Below are 23,490 nucleotides of genomic sequence, written 5' to 3'. Positions count from 1 at the left end.
AATGGCGGCGCAAGTGGCGAAAAACAAGTTAGCAGCGCTGATGAAGTGCAAAAAAGCACAGAGACAAAGCGTGGGGGAATTTACTTGCGCATTTCTACACTGATCATTTCATGAATACTCATTACACGCAGCAGGGTATAGACAAGGGGATTCACATTGATAAAGCGCACTTGGCGCCCTTGCTGTAACCATGTCATTGCCAAATTCAAAATTTGGCCTGCTGAGTCAAAGTCGATGCGCTGGATCCGACTTAGATCAATGACGGGCGTCATACTTTTCTCGACCAATTTACACAATTGTTCAAGTTGTGCCGGTTTATCGGTGGTAATACTGCCAATTAGCGTATTTTTCTCCATCTCAGCCGCCTGAAGCTCCGCTTGTGCCTGCTCTTCTGCTTTCGCGATTTGCTCGGCTGATTTGGGGGCTTGGCGCGGGTCCCATGATGGGGGAGAGACTTCAAAGGTGATGGCGTAATCGACGGCAAGATTTTCAAATTCATCTTGCAGCCCCAAAATTTGGTGCAACTCGATTAAGAGTAACCAAAATGGCGCTTCAGCTGGATGACGACGGCCTACTTCGATATGGCGTCGCAATATCTCAAGCACACTCGTGCTACCAATTAATTGCAAACTATTGGGCTTTTTGTGGCTGTTTTGAAACGCCGCGAGCAGTTCGGCGGCTGCGATGGTGTCGATTTCAGTGACTTTACTTAAATCAACACGCATTTGATCGTTTTTTTGTTGCAACTGATAAAACGATTGGATTGGTTTATCGATTGTTTCATGGCTGAGTTTGCCATTGAGTGCGAAATAAGCGCTGGGTGCTGTTTTATTTTGCGCGGCATGTTGTTGTTCTTGCCATGTCGGCGGCGTTTTTTCGAACTCAACCACATAATCTAAACCGAGTGCATCGAATGCTTCGCGTTGATTGTTTTGTTGCAGTAACTCAAAGAGCATTAGCCAAGATTCATGCCGATGTTTGCCGGCAAAATTCGGTTTGTCCATCAAAAGAGTCTTGGTAGCCATCGCCAATTGACCGTTGGCGTGCATCACTGCCGCTTGTTCTTCAGCGGCACTGAGTGAATCGCTGCTACTGGAGACTTCAATCGACAGCGTCGATAAATCGTAATGACCATCTAGCGATGATTTTTTTTCTTCGACTTTTTCTGCACTCGCAGCGGGAGCGGTGGCTGCTGGACGTGTGTTAGCCGCAACACCCATCTGTGTGACGGGGGCTGTTTGCGTTAACACTTCTTGTCCATCGGGACCTTTTTTGCGGAAAAACGAGAACACTACGGCGGCCTTAAATCCTAAAGTTGTCTTTTTGGTGAATATCAGTATAAGGTGATTTTACTGCGAACTTTCTTGCAAGTCCTGTTGTTTTTCACCAATTCCAGATAGAAGAGTAGTTATTACGAGAATTGTGATTTCAATTACAATAGCAAGTCGGTGAAAACTTATCATCACCTTTCTTGTACCTTTTTGGGTTTGTGGTGGGCTAATGAAAAAGCTGTCTCTTCGTCTTGCGTATCTCAGCGGCGCCTTCATCATTTTAGGTCTACTGTGCGCATTAGCCGTTCCGCCATTATTGAAACCGTATTTAGAACGGAAAGCCAGCCAAGCACTACAGCGTGAAGTGCACCTGGGCAAGATCTCACTGAATCCTTTCCTCTTTCGTGTTGGCGTAGAGGATTTGCACGTCAAAGATCGTTTTGGTGAGTTTATTGCAGCGAAGTCGGTCGATGTGGATGCCGAATTCATGTCCGTCATACGGGGCGGGCCCGTGTTACGAGAAATTACGCTACGTGAGCCCAAAATCAACCTAGTTCGCCTCAATGAAAGCACTTTCAACTTTACCGATTTATTGCAAAGTGATTCGGCTACGGAGGAAGACGCGGAGCCAATGAAGTTTTCCTTGAATAATATTCGAATTATTCAAGGCGATTTTCGGTTAGATGATCGGCAGCGCGGGGTCAAAATTCAGTTGGATCAGCTGGAGTTGGCTATTCCCTTTCTGTCGAATATGCCGCAGCGCATTGATGAATACATCACACCCGCGCTATCAGGGCGGATCAATGGCAAGCCTTTTTCATTGCAGGGCCAAAGTAAACTTTTTAAAGATACTCATGATACCTCGCTCAGGTTTAGCTCTACTGCGCTTGAACTGACTGATTATCTTGGGTATACCCCACTGCCAAGTGCAATGAACTTGTTGGCGGGTAAGTTAAGTACAGAGCTAGATATCGTTTTTCGCCAAGAAAAAGATCGAGCCACTTTACTACTCAATGGCCAAGCTCGACTGAACGATTTGCAATTACAATTGAATCACAAAGATGCCCTGAGCATCGGTCAGCTTTCGCTGGCGCTGAACGACTTTAAGCCTTTGCTGGGCGATTTTCATTTTCAGCGGGTGGATGTCGATGGTCTGAAGTTGATCGCGGAGCGAGATGCGCAAGGCCAAGTCAATTGGCTTGCGATGCAAGCAGCGCAAACGACCAAAATACAGAAAAAAGTCGCAAGTGCGGTAAGTCGTGAACGCGCCAAATCAACTCGACAGACTGTGTTTAGTGTTGGGCAATTTGCGTTAAAAAATAGCCAGCTAACTTGGCACGATCAATTTGTTAAACCTGCCGTGAATCAAACCTGGACAGATCTCAGCGTGGTGGGGCGTAATTGGTCGAGTGCGACAGATAAGGCTTTTCCGATTGAGCTATCTGTCAAAAATGAGCAAGGGGCTGCGCTGACTGTCAATCTGCAAGCGAGTACCTTACCCCTAAAAATCGCAGGAAATAGCCAACTTACAGCACTGCAGCTTCATGATTTTCACTCATACTACGCGCCGTACTTAAATGGTGATTTACGTGCTTTATTGGGTGCAACAATTGGTTTTGAGTTTCAAGCCGAGCCCCTAGTCTACAAACTGCAAGCCGATCAAATCAGCTTGCAGCAATTGGCCTTGGCTTTGCCACGCCAAGAAAAACCCGCGATTAAAATTAATGAATTTGGCATTAAAGGAATGACGCTGGATAGTCAAAGCCAGACGCTAGAAATTCAGCAAATTGCGAGCCAGCAAGGGTTTATCGATGTCGCGTTGTTACCAGATCAGCAGGTGAATTTGCAGCAATTGATACCCGCATCTCCTGCCAGCGCCAATCCAAGCAAGGCAGCCAAATCACCCGCATGGCGCGTTAAATTGGCCGATACGCAAATTGATGATTTTTCCGTGCGGATTCAAGATCGCAAGCTGGCTAAGCCGACGCCGGTTTTATTCAAAAATATTACCCTGAATGTTAAAAATATAGATTCGCAAGCCAAGGTACAGTCGCAATTGGCATTGAGTGCTAAGGCTGGACGCAATGCCTCGATGAAAGTTCAGGGCCCCTTTGTGGCGCAACCCTTTTCGGCGCAATGGCAAATTGATGCCCGTAATCTGGATGCGGCGTATGTGCAGCCTTATTTTGGTCGTTATTTGAATATTTCTTTGGCCAGCGGCTATGTAGATGCAAAAGGCAGGCTCAATCTGAGTACTGCACCTAAGTTCACAGGTGCTTTTGCCGGCGATCTTGGCGTCAAACTATTTTATGCTCTGGATAAATCCACCGGCGAAGATTTTTTGAAATGGAAAAGTTTAGCGCTCAATGGTGTTAACACGCAGTTTGATCCGGTAAAAGTAGATATTCAGGAAATTAAGCTGGATAACTTTTATTCACGGCTTATCTTGTCGCCGAATGGGCGGATGAATGTCCAAGACATCATGGTTGGCGAGGAGGGCGCAACATCGGTAACACGCGAATCTACGTTGGCCAAAAAAAATGCCGAACAGCCCGCCTCCGTGCCCAGCAAAGCTGAACCTGTGCCTATTCGGATTGGCAAAATTACACTGAGCCAAGGCAATATCCGTTACAGCGATTTACTGATTCAACCCAATTACACTGCCAATTTAACGGCGATGGGAGGAGAAATTAGTGGTTTATCGAGTCAAAACGACACGCGGGCCAAGCTCGATTTAAAAGGTAGTGTTGACAAAATTGCCCCTGTGCAGATTCAAGGAACATTAAACCCGCTGGCCAAAGATGTATTCATTGAAATCAAGGGCGGAGTTAAAGGGTATGAATTAACCGCCGCATCAACCTATGCGGAGAAATATGCGGGCTATGGCATCACCAAAGGCAAGCTATCAATGGATGTTGCTTATTTGGTAGAAAATCGCAAATTGAGTGCCACGAACAATATTTTCCTCGACCAATTAACGTTGTCAGATCAAGCCAGTAATAGCCCAGATGCGACCAAATTGCCGGTGAAGTTTGCCTTGTCTTTACTGACCAATCGCCATGGTCAGATCAAGTTGAATTTGCCAATTGAGGGCTCTTTGGATGACCCTGATTTCAAGGTGGGCTCAGTGATCTGGCAAGTGATTGGAAATGTACTGGAAAAAGCAATTACGGCCCCGTTTGACTTAATTGCGGGGGCATTTTCGGGAGGACCGAGTCTTTCGTACATCACGTTCGAGCCTGGCTCTGCGCGACTTAATGAAGGCGCCCAAACCTCGATTGCGCGTTTGGCCGAGATGCTGAACGATAGGCCCGCGTTGACGATGGAAATTGCGGGCTGGGCCGATTTAGCGATTGATGAACAAGGGTTAAAAGAGCGTCAATTGCGGCAAAAGATGCGCAGCGCAAAGGCCGCCAAGCTCGGGGAGTCGACAGAGTCGATTGAAACTGAGCGCGATCTGCTTGTTTCCGAGACAGAAGAGGCAGAGTTAATTGAGGCGGTATATAAGAAAAGTAAATTTGAGAAACCCACAAATATGTTGGGCTTGAATAAAAAATTGCCAAGCGATGAAATGAAAGCGTTGATTTTGAAAAATACGGTGATTGATGAGGCCGCGCTGCAAGAGCTAGCAAACCGCCGAGCCCAGCGAGTTAATGAAGGCTTGAAAGAGGCAGGAATTGCCGCAGAGCGTTTGTTTATTACACAGCCACAGCTTAATCCAGTACCGGCGCAAACCGAAAAAGACCAAGGCCCTAGCTCGCGGGTACAGTTTAAATTGCAGTAGTATTGCCATCTAGCCCAATTATTTATTGGGCTAGATGGCAATACATGGTGCATGTATTAGCCGAGCTTTTGACGCTTAGGCCGAAAGTAGGCGGTGTTCTCATAAAAATGCAGGTCTTGCTCTGGGTGCCAGTCAGGCACGCCTAAATAGGGGAGTGCTGGCAATTGGCGGGGCTTTTGTAGCCAATCGGCATCGATCAAGTGGGCAAGATTTTCGTCCAGTTGCGCGCATTGCGCTGCGATATCCAGCGCAAAGAAATCGCGCTCCACTGCGATCGGCCAACATTTACCGGTTAAACCAAGAAATGGATTGAGCAAATTTTCAAAATTGGCGTGGCCAAATGTGATCGCTCCGATTTGTTTTCCCCATTGCCCTTTGTTTGTCACGAACAGCTCATGCCACTGGTGCTGTTCAAGCATCTGCAGTAATTGTGGATCGGAATAGGGCAAAATAAGGCCGCATTCATCAAATAAGGTTGCCGCATCGCGCGCCGCACCACGAATTTTAGAATCAGGGTTGGCGCAGATAATCCGCTGGTGCATGGCGTTGAGCGCCGATTTGCTCAGTGGAAACGCATGCCAAATCATGGCATTGAAGGTGTCATGCCAATTGAGACGGGTGGCTACTTGGCCATGTTGATAAATTGCGAGTTCGTAATATTCAGTAATGCTGTCGCTATGCACAAATCGAATCGGTGCGCCGCTGCGACTATGGGCAACAACAGGCAAAGACTGCCAGTCAGTATGATCTGGTGGCGCGGTAAATAAGGCCAGAAAGCGGCGAATAGGCGAAAAGGCGGGGTGTTGTTCGAAAAAAGCGCTAGGCCAGTCTGTCATGAGGAGCAACCGCAGTTCATTAAAAATACTGCGGAAAAGGGCAAATCCGCAAAAAGCTATTTTACGGTATTTGCCCAACCGCGTTAAATGCGGTTTAGTACCTTACGCCAGTGCAGCGAGCGCTGCGTCGTAATTTGGTTCGTTTTTGATTTCAGCGACTAATTCGCTATGCAGTACTTTGTCATTCGCATCGAGCACGACAACAGCGCGTGCAGCCACGCCAACCAGTGGGCCGCTTGCGATTTCAACACCGTAGGCATTTAAGAAGTCGCGACCACGCATGGTTGATAGATTAATTACATTTTCCAAGCCTTCTGCACCGCAGAAACGGTTTTGTGCAAAAGGTAGATCAGCTGAAATGCACAATACAACCGTGTTTTCGAGTTGGCTGGCTGCTTCGTTAAAACGGCGAACTGAAGTCGCGCACGTTGGGGTATCGATACTTGGGAAAATATTCAGTACTTTGCGTTTGCCTGCTAAGCTGGCCAAAGTGACATCAGACAGATCTTTTGCCACCAAAGAAAAAGCGGGTGCACTGTTGCCGATGCTTGGGAAGTTGCCATTGACGTTGACGGCATTGCCGCCTAGGGTTACGGTAGACATTGGGTAATCTCCAAATCAAAGTTGTTCGTGGTCAGTAGGGATGGATATTTTTAACTACATCCATTAGATGGGGACAATCGCAATAAAAAAAAGCCGCAGAAGCGGCTTTTTTTATTGGTGGCAGGTGTTTATTCTTCTTTATTTTCTGCTAACTGCGGATTGAGTATTTCCATTGCAGTAGTGTAGTTGGGCTCATTCATCAGTTCAGAGACGAGTTCAGCATACAGAACGGTATCGTTGACATCGAGTACGAACAGCGCGGTGGTCATCAGGCCCGAGAGCGGAACGTCGGTAATCATGACGCCATAATCTTTATGAAAATCTCGTCCGCGTAACGTCGACATCAGCATGATCTTTCGGAACCCTTCGGCATCATTAATCCGTGACAGCGCGTAGGGCGTATCCACCGAGACAGTCATAATCGCCGTGTTGTGTAGCTCATACGCTAATTTTTCCAATTTACGCGCAATCGCCAAACCAACTGCGGCATCCAGACTGGGGACCACGGCGATTAGTTTACGCTGCCCCCAAAATTTGGATAAAGCCACGTCTTGCAGGTTGAGATCGACCAGCATGAAACTATGGGCGGTCTCGCCTACGCGTGGAAAACGCCCGCCAATACTCACTGGAGCGCCATTTAGCATGACTGTAGACATATGATTTCCCCTGAAAATATCCTTCAGTATGGCTGTTGTCGAGGGAAATACAAGCCAGTCAAGATGACGTGGATTTAAACAGAAAAATTTAGTCGTAATACCAGTATAAGGAGTAGCCCGTTGAGTTGAGCGGCCCTAAGTCGAGTTGCAAAAATGCATGCAGTTCGTCATTGGCGCGCAGTGAGCTTTGAGTTGTAGCGTCTTGCGCGAGATATTCTTTCGGTAAGAAAACTTTTTTCGCCAGCACGCGCTCGTTTTCGTCGGTGAGAGTGAGTTCTAGCTTGGGTAAGGCTTGATCAAACGGCGCCAAGTTACGTAGGGTCGCTTTAACTTGAATCAAGGTGGGGTGGTCGGGGATGTAAGTCAACTCCGACCATTCCGAACGCAGTAGTTCAGACTCGCGTGGTAGCGGCATGTCGCACTGCAGTTTAGTGCATAGCGCTTCCCATTTTGGGCGCAAGGCCGGAAATTCCTGACTTAGTTCCAATCTAAAGTTGTACGCCAACTGAGCCAGCAGGGTTAACGTTAATACTAGGCTTGCAACTGACCACAGCCAATACCAAGCGCTGCGCTTGGGTGGCAAAAACAAGTCGTCGGTATCGTCAAGAATGGGCCGGTATTCGGCGTTGCTTTCGAATGTAGTATCAGGCACCGCATCCAGCGCGGATTGAATCTGCTCCTGGGTATCTATATCTAATACTTCGGGGGCAGCAATCGTATGGCGCGATGGCTTGCGGGTTTTTTGGGTTTTTTCTTTGCGCGTTTGCTTAATTAACCGCGCTAAGGCACGTTTAAGCTCTTTTTCATCCTTGGCAGGCTCTGCCGCTTTGGGTTTGGCCGTTTCTTCAAATACGGGAAATGCGGGTTCAATAGGCGGCGGTGCGGGCGTTGGGGTCGCGGTATTTAAAGCTGTCTGCTCAACGACTTTGCTGGCTGCGTCAATGACTGCTTCAACTTCCTGCTTCTGGATAGTTATAGTGCTTGCTTGGGGTATTGCCTGCGGAGTCTTTTCTGTCTTTGTTTGCGGAGTAATACCTTTGGATGTATTGCTTTGCTCCGCTTCGACACGCTGTAGAAAATCACGCGCATTAAAAATAAAAGAGCAGCGCCCGCAGCGCACCTTACCTTGGTGGGCTGCGAGTTGATCATCGGTAACGCGAAATGAGGTGCTGCAATTTGGACAGCGCGTGATTTGGTTCATGAAGCGATTTTAACCGAAATTGACGACTTATTTACGTACACCAGCTAAACACACCCAGCCTTCGTGTTCGTTTGGCGCAACAAAATCAAACCATTCGCCGTAAATTGCGACGATTTCGTGAGCTTGCTCCGACAAAATGCCCGACAGCACAATGCGACCGCCACTGCGGCATCGGCCCGCCAGTAGCGGTGCCAAGGCTTTCAATGGATTGGTTAGAATATTGGCAACGACGACATCGTAAGTTTGCGATGGCGCAGCGTCGGGTAAGAAGAAGCGGCCCGTTACGCCGTTTTGCGCCGCATTTTGTTCGGATGCGATCATGGCTTGTGCGTCAATATCAATCCCGTCCGTTGGGCCTGCGCCCAGTTTCATCGCCGCAATCGCCAAAATGCCGCTACCACAGCCGTAATCCAAGACGGTTTCACCACCTTGAATATTGGCATCGAGCCATTGCAGGCAAAGGCGCGTGGTTGGGTGGCTGCCAGTGCCGAACGCCAAACCTGGGTCGAGCTGGATATTAACGGCGGCAGGATCAGGACATTCATGCCAAGTTGGCGTAATCCACAGGCGCGGTGAAATTGGAATCGGATCAAATTGCGACTGCGTTAGACGCACCCAGTCTTGCTCTTCGACGACAACGACTTCAAATTTGGGCGCAGCTTGCGCCAATTGATTGGCTGCTGCGGCTACAATCAGCTCAACTTCAGCATCGGCTTCAAATAGTGCCAGCACGATACTGGTGTCCCATAGTTGATCAACCGGCTCGCCTGGTTCACCAAAAATAGGCTTTTCTTCGCTGGTGCCGGCTGCAGCATCTTCAATCGAGACCGAAAGTGCGCCTAAATCAAATAAAGCGTCAGAGTAAGCTTCGGCGTGGGCCGAGTCGGTGGTAAGGCGGAGTTCTTGCCAAGGCATACTGCTTCCTAGATATGTAAATATATGCCCAATTGTCGCACCTAATATTACTGCTGAACAGTTTTTGACATGAATTACCTAAAGCACATGTTCCGCGCTAGCGGGCTTTGTGCTTTTTGTCTTTGTTTTTTGCGGTTTTGTAGTTGGGCTTGCCGGTGCTGGCCGCTGTGTTTTGATTGGCTTGGCTCAAAGAGCTAAAATTGAGTTTCCTTTCTCATCAATCACTTATCGCCTTTGTTCGCTTTTCTTTGTCGATAGGTGTTGACGTGTTTCAGACCGGTGGGTATAGTTCGGCCTCTCTGCTGATGACGCAGCGAAACAAAACAAGTTTCACAGTGTCTCGCAACGATCTTTAACAAATTACAGCCGATGAGTGTGAGTGCTTGATTCGTAAGTCGAAACAAGTGCTTGCACTCAGATGATAGGAAATAAACAAGACGAACTTAATTGTTCATCTCGTTTCTTTCTTTGAGTATTGAAGTACAAGCCAAGTAGTAAAAATAGCAGAGATTAAACGAAAGAGTTTGATCCTGGCTCAGATTGAACGCTGGCGGCATGCTTTACACATGCAAGTCGAACGGCAGCACGGACTTCGGTCTGGTGGCGAGTGGCGAACGGGTGAGTAATACATCGGAACGTACCCAGTAATGGGGGATAACTATCCGAAAGGATAGCTAATACCGCATACGCCCTACGGGGGAAAGAGGGGGATCGCAAGACCTCTTGTTATTGGAGCGGCCGATGGCTGATTAGCTAGTTGGTGGGGTAAAGGCCTACCAAGGCAACGATCAGTAGCGGGTCTTAGAGGACGATCCGCCACACTGGAACTGAGACACGGTCCAGACTCCTACGGGAGGCAGCAGTGGGGAATCTTGGACAATGGGCGCAAGCCTGATCCAGCAATGCCGCGTGCGTGAAGAAGGCCTTCGGGTTGTAAAGCGCTTTTGTCAGGGAGCAAATCCTTGTGGCTAATACCCACCGGGGATGAGAGTACCTGAAGAATAAGGACCGGCTAACTACGTGCCAGCAGCCGCGGTAATACGTAGGGTCCAAGCGTTAATCGGAATTACTGGGCGTAAAGCGTGCGCAGGTGGTTTGTTAAGCACGATGTGAAATCCCCGAGCTCAACTTGGGAATTGCATTGTGAACTGGCTAACTAGAGTACGGCAGAGGGGGGTGGAATTCCACGTGTAGCAGTGAAATGCGTAGAGATGTGGAGGAACACCGATGGCGAAGGCAACCCCCTGGGCTGATACTGACACTCATGCACGAAAGCGTGGGGAGCAAACAGGATTAGATACCCTGGTAGTCCACGCCCTAAACGATGTCTACTAGTTGTTGGGCTTTTCGGAGCTTAGTAACGCAGCTAACGCGTGAAGTAGACCGCCTGGGGAGTACGGTCGCAAGACTAAAACTCAAAGGAATTGACGGGGGCCCGCACAAGCGGTGGATGATGTGGATTAATTCGATGCAACGCGAAAAACCTTACCTGGTCTTGACATGTACGGAATCCTTTAGAGATAGAGGAGTGCCTTCGGGAACCGTAACACAGGTGCTGCATGGCTGTCGTCAGCTCGTGTCGTGAGATGTTGGGTTAAGTCCCGCAACGAGCGCAACCCTTGCCACTAGTTGCTACCATTCAGTTGAGCACTTTAGTGGGACTGCCGGTGACAAACCGGAGGAAGGTGGGGATGACGTCAAGTCCTCATGGCCCTTATGACCAGGGCTTCACACGTCATACAATGGTCGGTACAGAGGGTCGCTAACCCGCGAGGGGGTGCCAATCTCACAAAACCGATCGTAGTCCGGATTGCACTCTGCAACTCGAGTGCATGAAGTCGGAATCGCTAGTAATCGCGGATCAGCATGTCGCGGTGAATACGTTCCCGGGCCTTGTACACACCGCCCGTCACACCATGGGAGTGGGTTTCACCAGAAGTAGGTAGGCTAACCGTAAGGAGGCCGCTTACCACGGTGGGATTCATGACTGGGGTGAAGTCGTAACAAGGTAGCCGTAGGGGAACCTGCGGCTGGATCACCTCCTTTCAAGAGAAAAGACCTTCGGGTCAAGTACTCACACTCATCGGCTGTAGAGTTTGAAGATACAGAGAAAGTAGCTGAGCAATGAAGCAATTCATTGCAGGGTTACGGACTTGGTTGGAAGCTGGGTCAGTAGCTCTGGCGGCGTAGATTATCTAAAAGTAATCGCGAAGTTAGAGATGATCTAGTGAAGACAAAAGCTGGGTCAGTAGCTCAGTCGGTTAGAGCACCGTCTTGATAAGGCGGGGGTCGCTGGTTCGATTCCAGCTTGACCCACCATTGATTCATCAGTGGAAACAGCTTTGTAATGCCAGATTGGGGGATTAGCTCAGTTGGGAGAGCACCTGCTTTGCAAGCAGGGGGTCGTCGGTTCGATCCCGTCATCCTCCACCAATCACAAGAGTTCAGAATTCAGTGAGCAAGCAGATTTATTCTGGTTTGTTTATTTTGTTCTGGTTTCTTAAATCAGAATGCCTTTGGCATCTGTATCGTTCTTTAACAAAATAGAAGAAGTAATATCTCCTAATTAAACAATGTGAGCATCAAGGCAACTTGGTGTGAACAGTAAATAAATTGGGTTGATTGTATCTCTGATCGAAAGATCAGCGTTGAATGACGTGAGAACTCATTCAACAAGTCGTAAATACCGATACTCTAAACCGATGATACGGTAAAACGTGTTTGAGGTTATAGGATCAAGCGAATAAGTGCATCTGGTGGATGCCTTGGCGATGATAGGCGACGAAGGACGTGATAGCCTGCGATAAGCGTGGGGGAGCTGGCAAAGTGCTTTGATCCCACGATTTCCGAATGGGGAAACCCGGCCCTTTTGGGTCACTCATCACTGAATACATAGGTGATGTAGAGCGAACGCGGTGAACTGAAACATCTAAGTAACCGCAGGAAAAGAAATCAACCGAGATTCCCAAAGTAGTGGCGAGCGAAATGGGAAGAGCCTGTACGTGATAACAGTCGTGTTAATAGAACGGAATGGAAAGTCCGGCCATAGTGGGTGATAGCCCCGTATATGAAAACACAATTGTGGTACTAAGCGTACGATAAGTAAGGCGGGACACGAGAAATCCTGTTTGAAGATGGGGGGACCATCCTCCAAGGCTAAATACTCATCATCGACCGATAGTGAACCAGTACCGTGAGGGAAAGGCGAAAAGAACCCCGGGAGGGGAGTGAAATAGAACCTGAAACCGGATGCATACAAACAGTGGGAGCAGACTTGTTCTGTGACTGCGTACCTTTTGTATAATGGGTCAGCGACTTACGTTCAGTAGCAAGCTTAACCAAATAGGGGAGGCGTAGGGAAACCGAGTCCGAATAGGGCGCATAGTTGCTGGGCGTAGACCCGAAACCAAGTGATCTAGCCATGGCCAGGATGAAGGTGCGGTAACACGCACTGGAGGTCCGAACCCACTGACGTTGCAAAGTCAGGGGATGAGCTGTGGCTAGGGGTGAAAGGCTAAACAAACTTGGAAATAGCTGGTTCTCCTCGAAAACTATTTAGGTAGTGCCTCATGTATCACTGACGGGGGTAAAGCACTGTTATGGCTAGGGGGTCATCGCGACTTACCAAACCATGGCAAACTCTGAATACCGTCAAGTGCGAGCATGGGAGACAGTCCTGGGGTGCTAACGTCCTGGGACAAGAGGGAAACAACCCAGACCGCCGTCTAAGGTCCCAAATGATCAATTAAGTGGAAAACGAGGTGGGAAGGCATAGACAGCCAGGATGTTGGCTTAGAAGCAGCCATCATTTAAAGAAAGCGTAATAGCTCACTGGTCGAGTCGTCCTGCGCGGAAGATGTAACGGGGCTCAAATTGATAACCGAAGACGCGGATATGTACGATGTACATATGGTAGAGGAGCGTTCTGTAAGCCTGTGAAGGTGTCTTGAGAAGGATGCTGGAGGTATCAGAAGTGCGAATGCTGACATGAGTAGCGATAAAGGGGGTGAAAAGCCCCCTCACCGAAAACCCCAGGTTTCCTGCGCAACGTTCATCGGCGCAGGGTGAGTCGGCCCCTAAGGCGAGGCAGAAATGCGTAGTCGATGGGAAACAGGTTAATATTCCTGTACTTGGTATTAGTGCGATGTGGGGACGGAGAAGGTTACCTCAGCCAACGGTTGGAAGAGTTGGTTTAAGCGTGTAGGTGTGTGGCTTAGGCAAATCCGGGCTGCTTTAACACTGAGGCGTGATGACGAGTCTACTTGTAGACGAAGTGAGCGATACCCTGCTTCCAAGAAAAGCCACTAAGCTTCAGCTAATATCGAACCGTACCGCAAACCGACACAGGTGGGTAGGATGAGAATTCTAAGGTGCTTGAGAGAACTCGGGAGAAGGAACTCGGCAAATTGACACCGTAACTTCGGGAGAAGGTGTGCCTCTAGTAGGTGAAGGTGTACAACTGGAGCCCAATGAGGCCGCAGAGAAATGAGGGCTGCGACTGTTTATCAAAAACACAGCACTGTGCTAACACGAAAGTGGATGTATACGGTGTGACGCCTGCCCGGTGCTGGAAGATTAAATGATGGGGTGCAAGCTCTTGATTGAAGTCCCAGTAAACGGCGGCCGTAACTATAACGGTCCTAAGGTAGCGAAATTCCTTGTCGGGTAAGTTCCGACCCGCACGAATGGCGTAACGATGGCCCTACTGTCTCCTCCCGAGACTCAGCGAAGTTGAAGTGTTTGTGAAGATGCAATCTCCCCGCTGCTAGACGGAAAGACCCCGTGAACCTTTACTGTAGCTTTGCATTGGACTTTGAAGTGGTTTGTGTAGGATAGGTGGGAGGCTTTGAAGCAGGAACGCCAGTTTCTGTGGAGCCGTCCTTGAAATACCACCCTGACCCCTTTGAGGTTCTAACCTAGGTCCGTTATCCGGATCGGGGACCGTGCATGGTAGGCAGTTTGACTGGGGCGGTCTCCTCCCAAATTGTAACGGAGGAGCTCGAAGGTCGCCTAGGTACGGTCGGACATCGTACTGATAGTGTAATGGCAAAAGGCGGCTTAACTGCGAGACCGACAAGTCGAGCAGGTGCGAAAGCAGGACATAGTGATCCGGTGGTTCTGAATGGAAGGGCCATCGCTCAACGGATAAAAGGTACTCCGGGGATAACAGGCTGATTCCGCCCAAGAGTTCACATCGACGGCGGAGTTTGGCACCTCGATGTCGGCTCATCACATCCTGGGGCTGTAGCCGGTCCCAAGGGTATGGCTGTTCGCCATTTAAAGTGGTACGTGAGCTGGGTTCAAAACGTCGTGAGACAGTTTGGTCCCTATCTGCAGTGGGCGTTGGAAGTTTGAGGGGGGCTGCTCCTAGTACGAGAGGACCGGAGTGGACTGACCTCTGGTGTACCGGTTGTCACGCCAGTGGCATTGCCGGGTAGCTAAGTCGGGAATAGATAAGCGCTGAAAGCATCTAAGCGCGAAACTAGCCTCAAGATGAGACTTCCCTAGGTCTTTAAGACCTCTAAAGGATCGTTCGAGACCAGGACGTTGATAGGTCGGGTGTGGAAGCGTAGTAATACGTTAAGCTAACCGATACTAATTGCCCGTGAGGCTTGATCCTATAACCTGAGACGCGTTAAGCGACAGGTGCAATCGACCCGATTGTGAATGTTAAAGTTAAGAGAAATAAGATTACTTCTTCTATTGATTTCGAGTGATTGCAAACCCAATGGGGTAAGCAGTTAACTCACCCAGTTTTGTCTGGTGACCATAGCGAGGTGGTCCCACTCCTTCCCATCCCGAACAGGACAGTGAAACGCCTCAGCGCCGATGATAGTGCGGATTGCCCGTGTGAAAGTAGGTCATTGCCAGACTCCCAATAGAAAGCCCAGCTGAATCAGCTGGGCTTTTTGCTTTGCACTGGAAATCCAACGCAAAGATACCCCATCTTGTATTGCTTTAAGTGCTAAGTCAGCGTTGTTCTGTAGCCATATACCCCTTTTCTAGCTGCGCCTGAGCTAAGTCAGATAAAACTTGCACATATATTAGTGTCAAGTAATGCTTGTCCTCGTTAAAGCCGCATAAAAACTGTAAAATTGCCAAATATAATTGAAAGCTAATTGCAATTTATGGGGCTGAGGATGCACAAGTTAACCCGATTTATGTCGCTGAGCGCTTTGCTCTTTACTTCCAATCTTGCATTTTCGGCTTCAATTGCCTTGTTTAGCCCGCAGGGAGAAGTGAAAGAGCCACAGCAAGTGCGGGTGACTTTTACCAATCCTGCTATTGCCTTGGGTAATAGCGCCGCGCCTGCGCCGCTGAAATGGGATTGCGCATTAAAAGGCAAAGGGCATTGGGTCGATCAAAAAACGTGGGTGCTCGATATTGCACAATCTTTGCCCGCCAATACCCGGTGCCTATTTTCGCCCAAAGCGGGGTGGAAAGATGTCTCTGGTGGCGTCTTAGCGGCTGCGCAAAAATTTAGCTTTACGACGGGTGCACCGATTATTGAGCGCCATTGGCCGGATGAAGATTTGATCGAAGAAGATCAAGCCTTTGTCTTGCAATTAAATGGTCGTGCCGAGCCACTCAGTAATTTTTATTGCCAGTCGAGCAGCTCTCCCGAGCGAATTCCGGTGCAAAGTTTGGAAGCTAGTGAGCGTCAAACGCTAATCAAGCATTTCAAACTAGAAAAATACAGCGAGCAGCTTGTCGCCGTGCGTTGTGCGCAAACGCTTGCGCCGGATAGCAAATTGACCTTGGTGCATTTGCGCGGTAAATCGCAGCCCGATCGCCTTGATTTTCAGGTTCGGCCTGCATTCAGCGCGACAATGAGTTGCCAGCGTGAAAATGCCAAAGGCGCGTGTATTCCGTTCAAACCGATCACCTTGAGCTTTAGCTCGCCGGTGCCAGAAAAATTAGCACTGGCGATCAAACTGAAAGGCAGTAGCGGTGAGTTTACGCCAAAGCGCGATTCAGATAATCGTGGTGCGCCGGTCGATGAAGTGAAGTTTGAAGGGCCGTTTGATGCGCTATCCGAATTCAAACTGGAATTACCGAGCAATTTTGTCGATGACGTCGGTCGCGCATTGGTCAATCAAGCGCGCTTTCCGCTGACGATTAAAACTTCCGATTATCCGCCGCTGGCCAAGTTTTCGGCTGCACCTTTTGGCATTATCGAATCGGGTGCCGACGCGATGTTGCCGATCACACTGCGCGGGGTTGAGCGTGATTTAAATATCAAATCGGTGCAATTAGGCGGTCAATCGCTACGTATTGGTGACGAAGCCAGCATGATGAGTTGGCTAGCTAAAGTCATCGAATACGATGAGTCGATGATAGGCGAAGGCAAAAAAAGCGTTGAATCGCGCCGCTTGTCACTGCTGAAAAAAGAAAAATCAGCACTGCCGCTGAAACTACCGACTCAGCCCGACGCGAATGGCAAATGGCCGTTTGAAGTCGTCGGTATTCCACTGGCTAAACCCGGTTTTTATGTCGTTGAAGTGTCGTCAAAATTGCTCGGTAAAGCTCTGCTCGGCAATAACAAAGCAATGTATGTGCGCACCGCGGTGCTGGTGACCAATATGGCGGTGCATTTTAAGCAGTCAGATGAAAACGCCGCCGTGTGGGTGACGACGCTCGATAAAGCGCGCCCGGTGCCGAATGCCGCAATCAATGTGTTTAATTGCGCGGGGCAAAATCTGTGGAGCGGCAAAACCAATGCACAAGGTTTTGTGCAGATTAATCAGGCGCTGATTAGCAAATCGTGCAACGGCAATGCACTCGATGGCTTATTCGTAACCGCGCGCGCCAAAGACGCTAATGGCAACGATGATATTTCCTTTGTGCGCTCAAGCTGGAATCGCGGCATCGAGTCGTGGCGCTTTCCTTTCCCAACGTATTACGACGAAACTTCAGCGATTACCGCGCACTCTGTGCTTGATCGCACCTTATTGCGCGCTGGCGAAACGGTGTCGATGAAGCATTTCTTGCGCTTAAAAGGCAGCAAAGGCTTGTCGCTACTAAAAGCCAATCAGCTGCCCGAACATGTCCGCATCGTGCACGATGGCAGCGGCGATGAAGTGACTTTGCCGCTAACTTGGCGCAAAGGGCGTTATGCCGAATCGAGTTTTGCGATTCCTAAATTGGCCAAGCTCGGTGAATATTCGCTGTATCTAGAGCGCAAAGGCTCGCGCACCAAGGCCAATGCAGGCCAAGGGGCGAGCGCGGAAATCGACGGCTATTCACTGCAAAGCGGTGGCTTTCGCGTCGAGCAATTCCGCCTGCCAGTCATGACGGGGGGTATTACGACCGAGAAGAATGCTGGATTGGCCGCCAAGGAAATACCACTCAATGTATCTTTGGCTTGGGGCAATGGCGGACCTGCGAAATCCTGGCCGGTGCAAGTGAGCGCAATGCTCGAGCGCATTTACGAATCACCGAAAAATTACGAGGCATATAGCTTTACGCCGCCAGCCGTACCGGAAGATAAAAAAACGCCGTCACTCGACGGCAAAGTCGTGCTCGATAAAGCGGCCGTCGTGCTCGACGCCAATGGTAATGGCAAAACGAAAGTGAGCAATCTGCCTGCGCTTGATCGCCGTTACGATTTAGTCAGCGAAATGGCGTTTAGCGACCCGAATGGCGAAGTGCAAACGATTACGCGCCGCATCGCGCTATGGCCGTCTGCGCTGCAAGTCGGTTTAAGCGTAGAAAGCTGGATTAGCACCGGCAAAGCCTTGCAAGTGAAAGCCGTCGTGCTCGATACCAATGGCAAACCGGTAAAAGGTAAAGAAGTGGCTATCAGCCTGCGCGAGCGCAAATACCTGAGTGCGCGCAAACGCTTGGTTGGTGGTTTTTACGCTTGGGATACCAGCGAAGAAGTCGACGAAAAAGGCGAGGTGTGCAGCGAAACCAGCGACGCGCAAGGCTTGGTGTTCTGCGAAATCAGCTTTAAAGACGCCGGCAATATGGAGCTGATCGCGCAAGTTAAAGACGACAAAGGCAATGCAGCACGCAGCGCGCAGGACGTGTGGGTCAGCCAGCACGAAGAGCTGTGGTTTGATAGCGATAATAACGATCGCATCGACGTCATCGCCGAAAAAACCAGCTACGAGCCGGGTGAAACCGCCAAATTCCAAGTACGTATGCCGTTTCGTAAAGCCACGGCGTGGATTGGGATTGAGCGCGAAGGCATTTTGGAGACGCGTGTTGTTGAGCTCGATGGCAAAACGGCGAATTTCGAGCTGAAAATCGCCGACAATTGGACGCCAAATGTCTACGTGTCGGTGCTCGCGGTGCGCGGCCGCGTGCGCGATGTGCCGTGGTATTCGTTCTTTACGTGGGGCTGGAAAACGCCGGGCGAGTGGTGGAACGCGTACTGGAACGAAGGCAAAGATTTTGTCGCACCAACGGCAATGGTCGATTTATCACGCCCCGCGTTTAAATACGGCGTCGCGGAAATCAAGGTTGGCGACGCGGCTAAGCGTTTGCAAGTGGAAGTCACGCCTGCGCGCGCCACCTATGGCATACGCGAAATGGCCGACGTGACGATCAAAGTGAAATTGCCGAATGGCAAACCCGCCCCTGCAGGTACTGAGGTGGCGTTTGCCGCGGTAGACGAAGCTCTGCTTGAGCTGCAGCCCAATACCTCGTGGCATATTTTGCAAGCGATGTTCCAGCGCCATAGTTTTGGCATTGAAATGGCGACTGCGCAGCTCGAAGTGGTCGGCAAGCGCCATTACGGCCGCAAAGCCTTGCCACCGGGCGGCGGTGGCGGCAAAGCACCGACGCGTGAGCTACTCGAAACGTTATTGAGCTGGCAACCCGCGGTGGTGCTCGACGCCAATGGAACGGCCAAAATCAAAGTACCGATTAACGACGCGCTAACCAAGTTCCGCCTCGTTGCCGTGGCCGATGTGGGCAACGATCAGTTTGGCACCGGAGAGGGTAGCTTTGTCGTGCGGCAAGATTTGCAGCTGACATCGGGCATTCCGCCGGTGGTGCGCGAAGGTGATCAGCTCGCGGCGGGCATTACGCTGCGCAATGGCAGCGAGCGCAAGATGAGCGTCAAAGTGACTGCCAATGCCTCTGGCATTGCGGGCCTGAACCCGCAACAAGTCGAGCTGCCCGCCGGTGAAGCGCGCTTTATCAATTGGCCGATTACAATCCCAAACAACCTGAAGCAACTCGATTGGGTGTTTGCGGTGCAAGAGGTCAACGGGACTGGTTCGAATAAATTGGCAGCCGACAAACTCGCCGCGACGCAGCAAGTCGAGCCAGCCGTGCCAGTGACGGTAGAGCAAGCCACGCTACAACGCGTGAGCAATGGCGAGCTGCAAATCCCCGTTGCGCTGCCGCCGAATGCGATCGCAGGCCGCGGCGGGATACGCGTGTCGCTGCAGAGCAAACTCGGTAGCGAGCTGCCGGGCGTGCGCCGTTGGTTTAGCGAATATCCGTACTCGTGCTTGGAACAGCGCACCTCGGTTGCGCTCGGTTTGGGTGATAAAGCGCGTTGGCAAAAGCTAATGGCCGAATTGCCGCTGTATTTGGATAGCGATGGCTTGGCATGGTATTGGCCGCTAAGCGAATCTAGCCGTGGCTCTGGGAGTGATACGCTGACTACGTATCTGCTGGCGGTGGCGAATGAAGCGGGCGAGGCCATCCCCGACGCGCCGCGTCAGCGCATGCTGAACGCCTTGGTCGCTTTTGTGGAAGGGCGACTGAAACGCGATTTGGCTTACAACCGTCAAGACGCCGATGTGCGCCGCTTGGCGGCGATGGAAGTGCTGGCGCGCTACGGCCTATTTAAACCGGCGATGCTTGATGTGGTTGAGCTGAACCCGCAAAAAATGAGCACGGCGATGTTGGTGGATTGGCTGTCCTTGCTCAATCGCGCCAAAGGCATTCCGAATCAGGCGGCGAAAGTGACCGAAGCGAGCAATCTGCTGCGCGCACGCCTCACTTACCAAGGCACGCGCATGGTGTTTAGCACCGAGCGCGACGATGTGGCGTGGTGGCTGATGGGCAACCCTGATGTCAACGCGGCGAAGCTGATTTTGGCGACGCGTAATCTGCCCGATTGGCAAGCCGATATGCCGCGCGTGTTGACCGGATTGCTGGCGCGCCAGAGCAAAGGCCATTGGCAAACGACGACGGCCAATCTGTGGGGTACGCTGGCGGTGGGCGCGTTCTCGCGTCAATTTGAAAGCACTCCGGTGGCGGGCGCAACGAGCGCGGCTTTGGGCGGCCAAAGCTTGAGCCTGAACTGGCCGAAAGACGGCGTGCAAAGTTTGGGCTTGCTGCCGTGGCCTGCTGCGAATAAAGGCGCGCTGAATATTAAGCACACCGGCAGCGGCGAGCCGTGGGCGACGGTGCAAGCCGAAGCCGCTATCGTGCTAAAAGCGCCGCGCTACGCCGGTTACAGCATTTCAAAAACGATTACGCCAGTGAGCCAGAAAGTGGCCGGCCAATATCAGCCGGGCGATGTGGTGAAAGTGGTGCTCGATATCACCGCGCAGGCCGATATGACTTGGGTGGTCGTGAATGACCCAATTCCGGCGGGAGCAACGATACAAGGCAGCGGGCTGGGGCGTGATTCGGCGATTGATAGCAAAGACGCTACGGGCGGCGACTATGCCGACTTTATCGAGCGTACCTTTAGCAGCTATCGCGCCTTCTACGGTTATGTGCCGCGCGGCAATCTGAAAGTGGAATACACGATGCGGCTCAATAACGTCGGCACCTTCCAAATGCCGCCAACGCGCGTCGAAGCGATGTACGCGCCGGATGTGTTTGGCATGTTGCCGAATGCGGCGATCAAAGTGGTCGCAGCAAAATAACGCTGGGGCGATCTGCTGCGCTTCGGCGATGCGGTGTTAAAAATGTTTGCGAAATGCTCATTTACTCTGTGTAAACTGCGCTTTCGCAAGCATTTTTGCCTAGCCTCGCTCTTGCTCGCTAGATCTTTGATCGCTCAAGCGCAATCTAAAACCTGCATGGTTTTTGCCGCTCTGTTGTTATGAGCGCAAGCAATGGAATGGGCTAATGAAGTTTTATCTCTGGCCGCTCGCCGCGGCGCTGCTCACTGCGCCGGTGTGGGCCAACCCCAGTTTTAAAGAAGTCAAAGCCGCGTGGCGCTCGTCGGATGTGTTGCTGCTCGATCGCCAAGGCACACCGTTGCAGCGCGTGCGCGTCGACCTGAAAACGCGCAAACTCGATTGGGTGACCTTGCCCGAGATTTCTCCTGCAATGCGCCATGCGCTGCTAATTTCGGAAGACAAACGTTTTTACCAGCACAGCGGCGTCGATTGGTCGGGCGTCGCGGCCGCCGCGTGGGGCAATGTGTGGAATAGCAAAACGCGCGGCGCCTCCACCATTACGATGCAGCTCGCAGGCCTGCTTGATGAAGACCTCAAGGCGCGCAATCAGGGCCGCAGTGTGTGGCAAAAAGTCGGCCAATCGTGGTCGGCCACGTGGCTGGAGCGCGAGTGGAGCAAGGCCGAGATTTTGGAGGCCTACTTAAATAAAGTCAGCTTTCGCGGCGAAATCGTTGGCCTGTCGGCGCTATCGCACACGCTGTTTGGCAAAACGCCAGCAGGCTTGAATGTCACCGAAGCGGCAATCGCCACCGCGCTGATTCGCGGCCCGAATGCCAGCGTTGATCGCGTTGCCAGCCGCGCGTGCAAAATTGTGCAAGATTTGGGGCGCAAAGTTGCGTGTTCGAGCATCAAGGTTGATACCGAAATCGCCATCTCGCGCAGCAAAGCACCGAACCCCTTCGCCGAAAATTACGCGCCGCATTTTGCGCGCAAATTGATTGCGCAAAACAAAATCAGCGCGGGCAGTACAGTGAAAACCACGTTGTCGCTGCCGCTGCAGCAATACGCCAACACGATACTGAAACGCCATTTGGCCGCGCTCTCGCAACGCAATGTGCAAGATGGTGCAGTCATCGTGCTCGACAATCGCAGCGGCGATATTCTGGCGTGGGTTGGCTCGGCGGGGGCGGCAACGTCGAATGCGGCGGACGTCGATGGCGTCACCGCGCTGCGCCAAGCGGGCTCGACGTTGAAACCCTTTCTGTACCAATTGGCGATTGAAAAAAAATACCTCAGCGCCGCCTCCTTGCTCGACGATAGCCCGCTGGCTTTGCAAACCGGCGGCGGGCTGTACGCGCCGCAAAATTACGCCAAAGATTTTAAAGGTTTCGTGTCGGTGCGCTCGGCGCTCGGCGCGTCGCTGAATGTGCCCGCGGTGCGCACGATTGAAATGGTCGGCGCCAATGCGCTGCGCGATCGCTTGTTTGACTTAGGGATGAGCAGCTTGCAGCAAGATGGCGATTACTATGGCGCCAGCCTCGCGCTCGGCGCAGCCGATGTGCGGCTGATAGAACTCGCCAATGCCTATCGCACGCTGGCGAATGCGGGATCGGGGGCGGGATTATCGTCTGCGCCACGCTGGACCGTGGGCGAAGCTGCCGCAAAACCGACGGCCAAGCTGGACCCCGCCAGTAGTTTTATCGTGTCCGATATTTTGTCCGACCGCACCGCGCGTGCGCGCACTTTTGGGCTGGAAAGCGCGCTGTCGACTCGTTACTGGAGCGCGGTGAAAACCGGCACCAGCAAAGATATGCGCGACAATTGGACGGTGGGCTTTTCGCGCCACTTTACCGTCGGCGTATGGGTCGGTAACGCCAGCGGCGAGCCGATGTGGGATGTGTCGGGCATGCATGGTGCTGCGCCGGTGTGGCAAGCGGTGCTCGATTTCGCGCAGCAATCCGCGCCAGCCTCACGTGCGCCGACGCCACCCAAAGGCGTCACCAGCCGCCAAGTGCGCTATCAAGACCAGATTGAAGCGAGCCGCAAAGAATGGTTTCTGGCCGGCACCGAGCGCGATGTCATCGTTGCCGAAACGCAGCCCGAACAAAACCAAGCGCCGGGCATTATCGCGCCGCTGGATGGCAGCATCTTCGCGCTCGACCCCGACGTACCGCCAAACAATCAGCGCATGGTCTTTCGCGCGCGTGGCGTAGCGAACGCGCAATGGTGGCTAGACGGCAAACAAATCGGTCGCGGCTTGCAGGCCAAATGGTTCCCATGGCCGGGACGACATCAGCTCGAATTGCGCGATGCGCGAGGGAAGGTGGTGCAGAAAGTGCGGTTTGAAGTGCGAGGGGCGGTTGAAGTTAAAAAGTAATGTATGATTTTTCTTTATTAATCGGGAT

Annotated in this window: 9 protein-coding genes, 2 tRNA genes and 3 rRNA genes; 8 read left to right on the top strand and 6 right to left on the bottom strand. The window is 51.4% G+C overall.

Annotated features, from left to right (window positions below; all coding sequences use genetic code 11):
- Positions 1-80: 80 nt before the first annotated feature.
- A complete protein-coding gene (locus NT239_05305; GenBank protein ID XGA72259.1) occupies positions 81-1,292 on the bottom strand; it encodes an STAS domain-containing protein in 1,212 nt (403 codons plus the stop codon).
- A 208-nt stretch (positions 1,293-1,500) separates the two neighbouring features.
- Between NT239_05305 and NT239_05300 the strand changes: the two genes are divergently transcribed.
- Complete coding sequence (locus tag NT239_05300) at positions 1,501-5,055, top strand: DUF748 domain-containing protein (protein ID XGA72258.1); 3,555 nt, start codon at positions 1,501-1,503, stop codon at positions 5,053-5,055.
- 56 nt (positions 5,056-5,111) lie between these two features.
- Here NT239_05300 and NT239_05295 read toward each other — a convergent pair whose 3' ends face one another.
- From NT239_05295 to prmA, 5 genes are all read right to left on the bottom strand, one after another.
- Positions 5,112-5,891 (bottom strand): DUF3025 domain-containing protein, encoded by a 780-nt coding sequence (locus NT239_05295; protein XGA72257.1) that lies wholly within the window; start codon positions 5,889-5,891, stop codon positions 5,112-5,114.
- 102 nt (positions 5,892-5,993) lie between these two features.
- The gene (gene tpx / locus NT239_05290; GenBank protein XGA72256.1) at positions 5,994-6,494 is read right to left on the bottom strand and encodes a thiol peroxidase; all 501 of its coding nucleotides are present in this window, start codon (positions 6,492-6,494) and stop codon (positions 5,994-5,996) included.
- Positions 6,495-6,622: 128 nt separating this feature from the next.
- Positions 6,623-7,150, bottom strand: a complete 528-nt coding sequence (gene tpx / locus NT239_05285) for a thiol peroxidase (protein XGA72255.1) — start codon at positions 7,148-7,150, stop codon at positions 6,623-6,625.
- An 88-nt stretch (positions 7,151-7,238) separates the two neighbouring features.
- Positions 7,239-8,351, bottom strand: a complete 1,113-nt coding sequence (locus NT239_05280; GenBank protein ID XGA72254.1) for a DUF3426 domain-containing protein — start codon at positions 8,349-8,351, stop codon at positions 7,239-7,241.
- Between the two features lie 27 nt (positions 8,352-8,378).
- A complete protein-coding gene (prmA, locus tag NT239_05275; protein XGA72253.1) occupies positions 8,379-9,266 on the bottom strand; it encodes a 50S ribosomal protein L11 methyltransferase in 888 nt (295 codons plus the stop codon).
- 512 nt (positions 9,267-9,778) lie between these two features.
- On the opposite strand from prmA, the gene NT239_05270 reads away from it, so the two are divergent.
- The 7 genes from NT239_05270 to pbpC all read left to right on the top strand — a co-directional run bounded on the left by NT239_05270 (position 9,779) and on the right by pbpC (position 23,462).
- Positions 9,779-11,312: ribosomal RNA gene (locus tag NT239_05270) — 16S ribosomal RNA — on the top strand.
- A 196-nt stretch (positions 11,313-11,508) separates the two neighbouring features.
- Positions 11,509-11,585 (top strand) — tRNA-Ile (locus NT239_05265).
- 38 nt (positions 11,586-11,623) lie between these two features.
- Positions 11,624-11,699, top strand: a tRNA-Ala gene (locus NT239_05260).
- A gap of 300 nt (positions 11,700-11,999) precedes the next feature.
- A 23S ribosomal RNA gene (locus NT239_05255) occupies positions 12,000-14,886 on the top strand.
- Between the two features lie 139 nt (positions 14,887-15,025).
- Positions 15,026-15,139: ribosomal RNA gene (gene rrf, locus NT239_05250) — 5S ribosomal RNA — on the top strand.
- The 16S, 23S and 5S rRNA genes sit together here with 2 tRNA genes alongside, the layout of an rRNA operon.
- Positions 15,140-15,406: 267 nt before the next feature.
- On the top strand, positions 15,407-21,106 hold the full coding sequence (locus NT239_05245) for an MG2 domain-containing protein (protein ID XGA72252.1): 5,700 nt from the start codon (positions 15,407-15,409) through the stop codon (positions 21,104-21,106).
- Between the two features lie 205 nt (positions 21,107-21,311).
- On the top strand, positions 21,312-23,462 hold the full coding sequence (gene pbpC / locus NT239_05240; protein XGA72251.1) for a penicillin-binding protein 1C: 2,151 nt from the start codon (positions 21,312-21,314) through the stop codon (positions 23,460-23,462).
- Positions 23,463-23,490 lie beyond the last annotated feature (28 nt).

Origin of the sequence: Chitinibacter sp. SCUT-21 (assembly GCA_041874755.1) — a bacterium.
In the GTDB taxonomy this organism is placed as follows: Bacteria; Pseudomonadota; Gammaproteobacteria; order Burkholderiales; family Chitinibacteraceae; genus Chitinibacter.
This window is presented reverse-complemented; position numbering and strand designations above follow the sequence as displayed.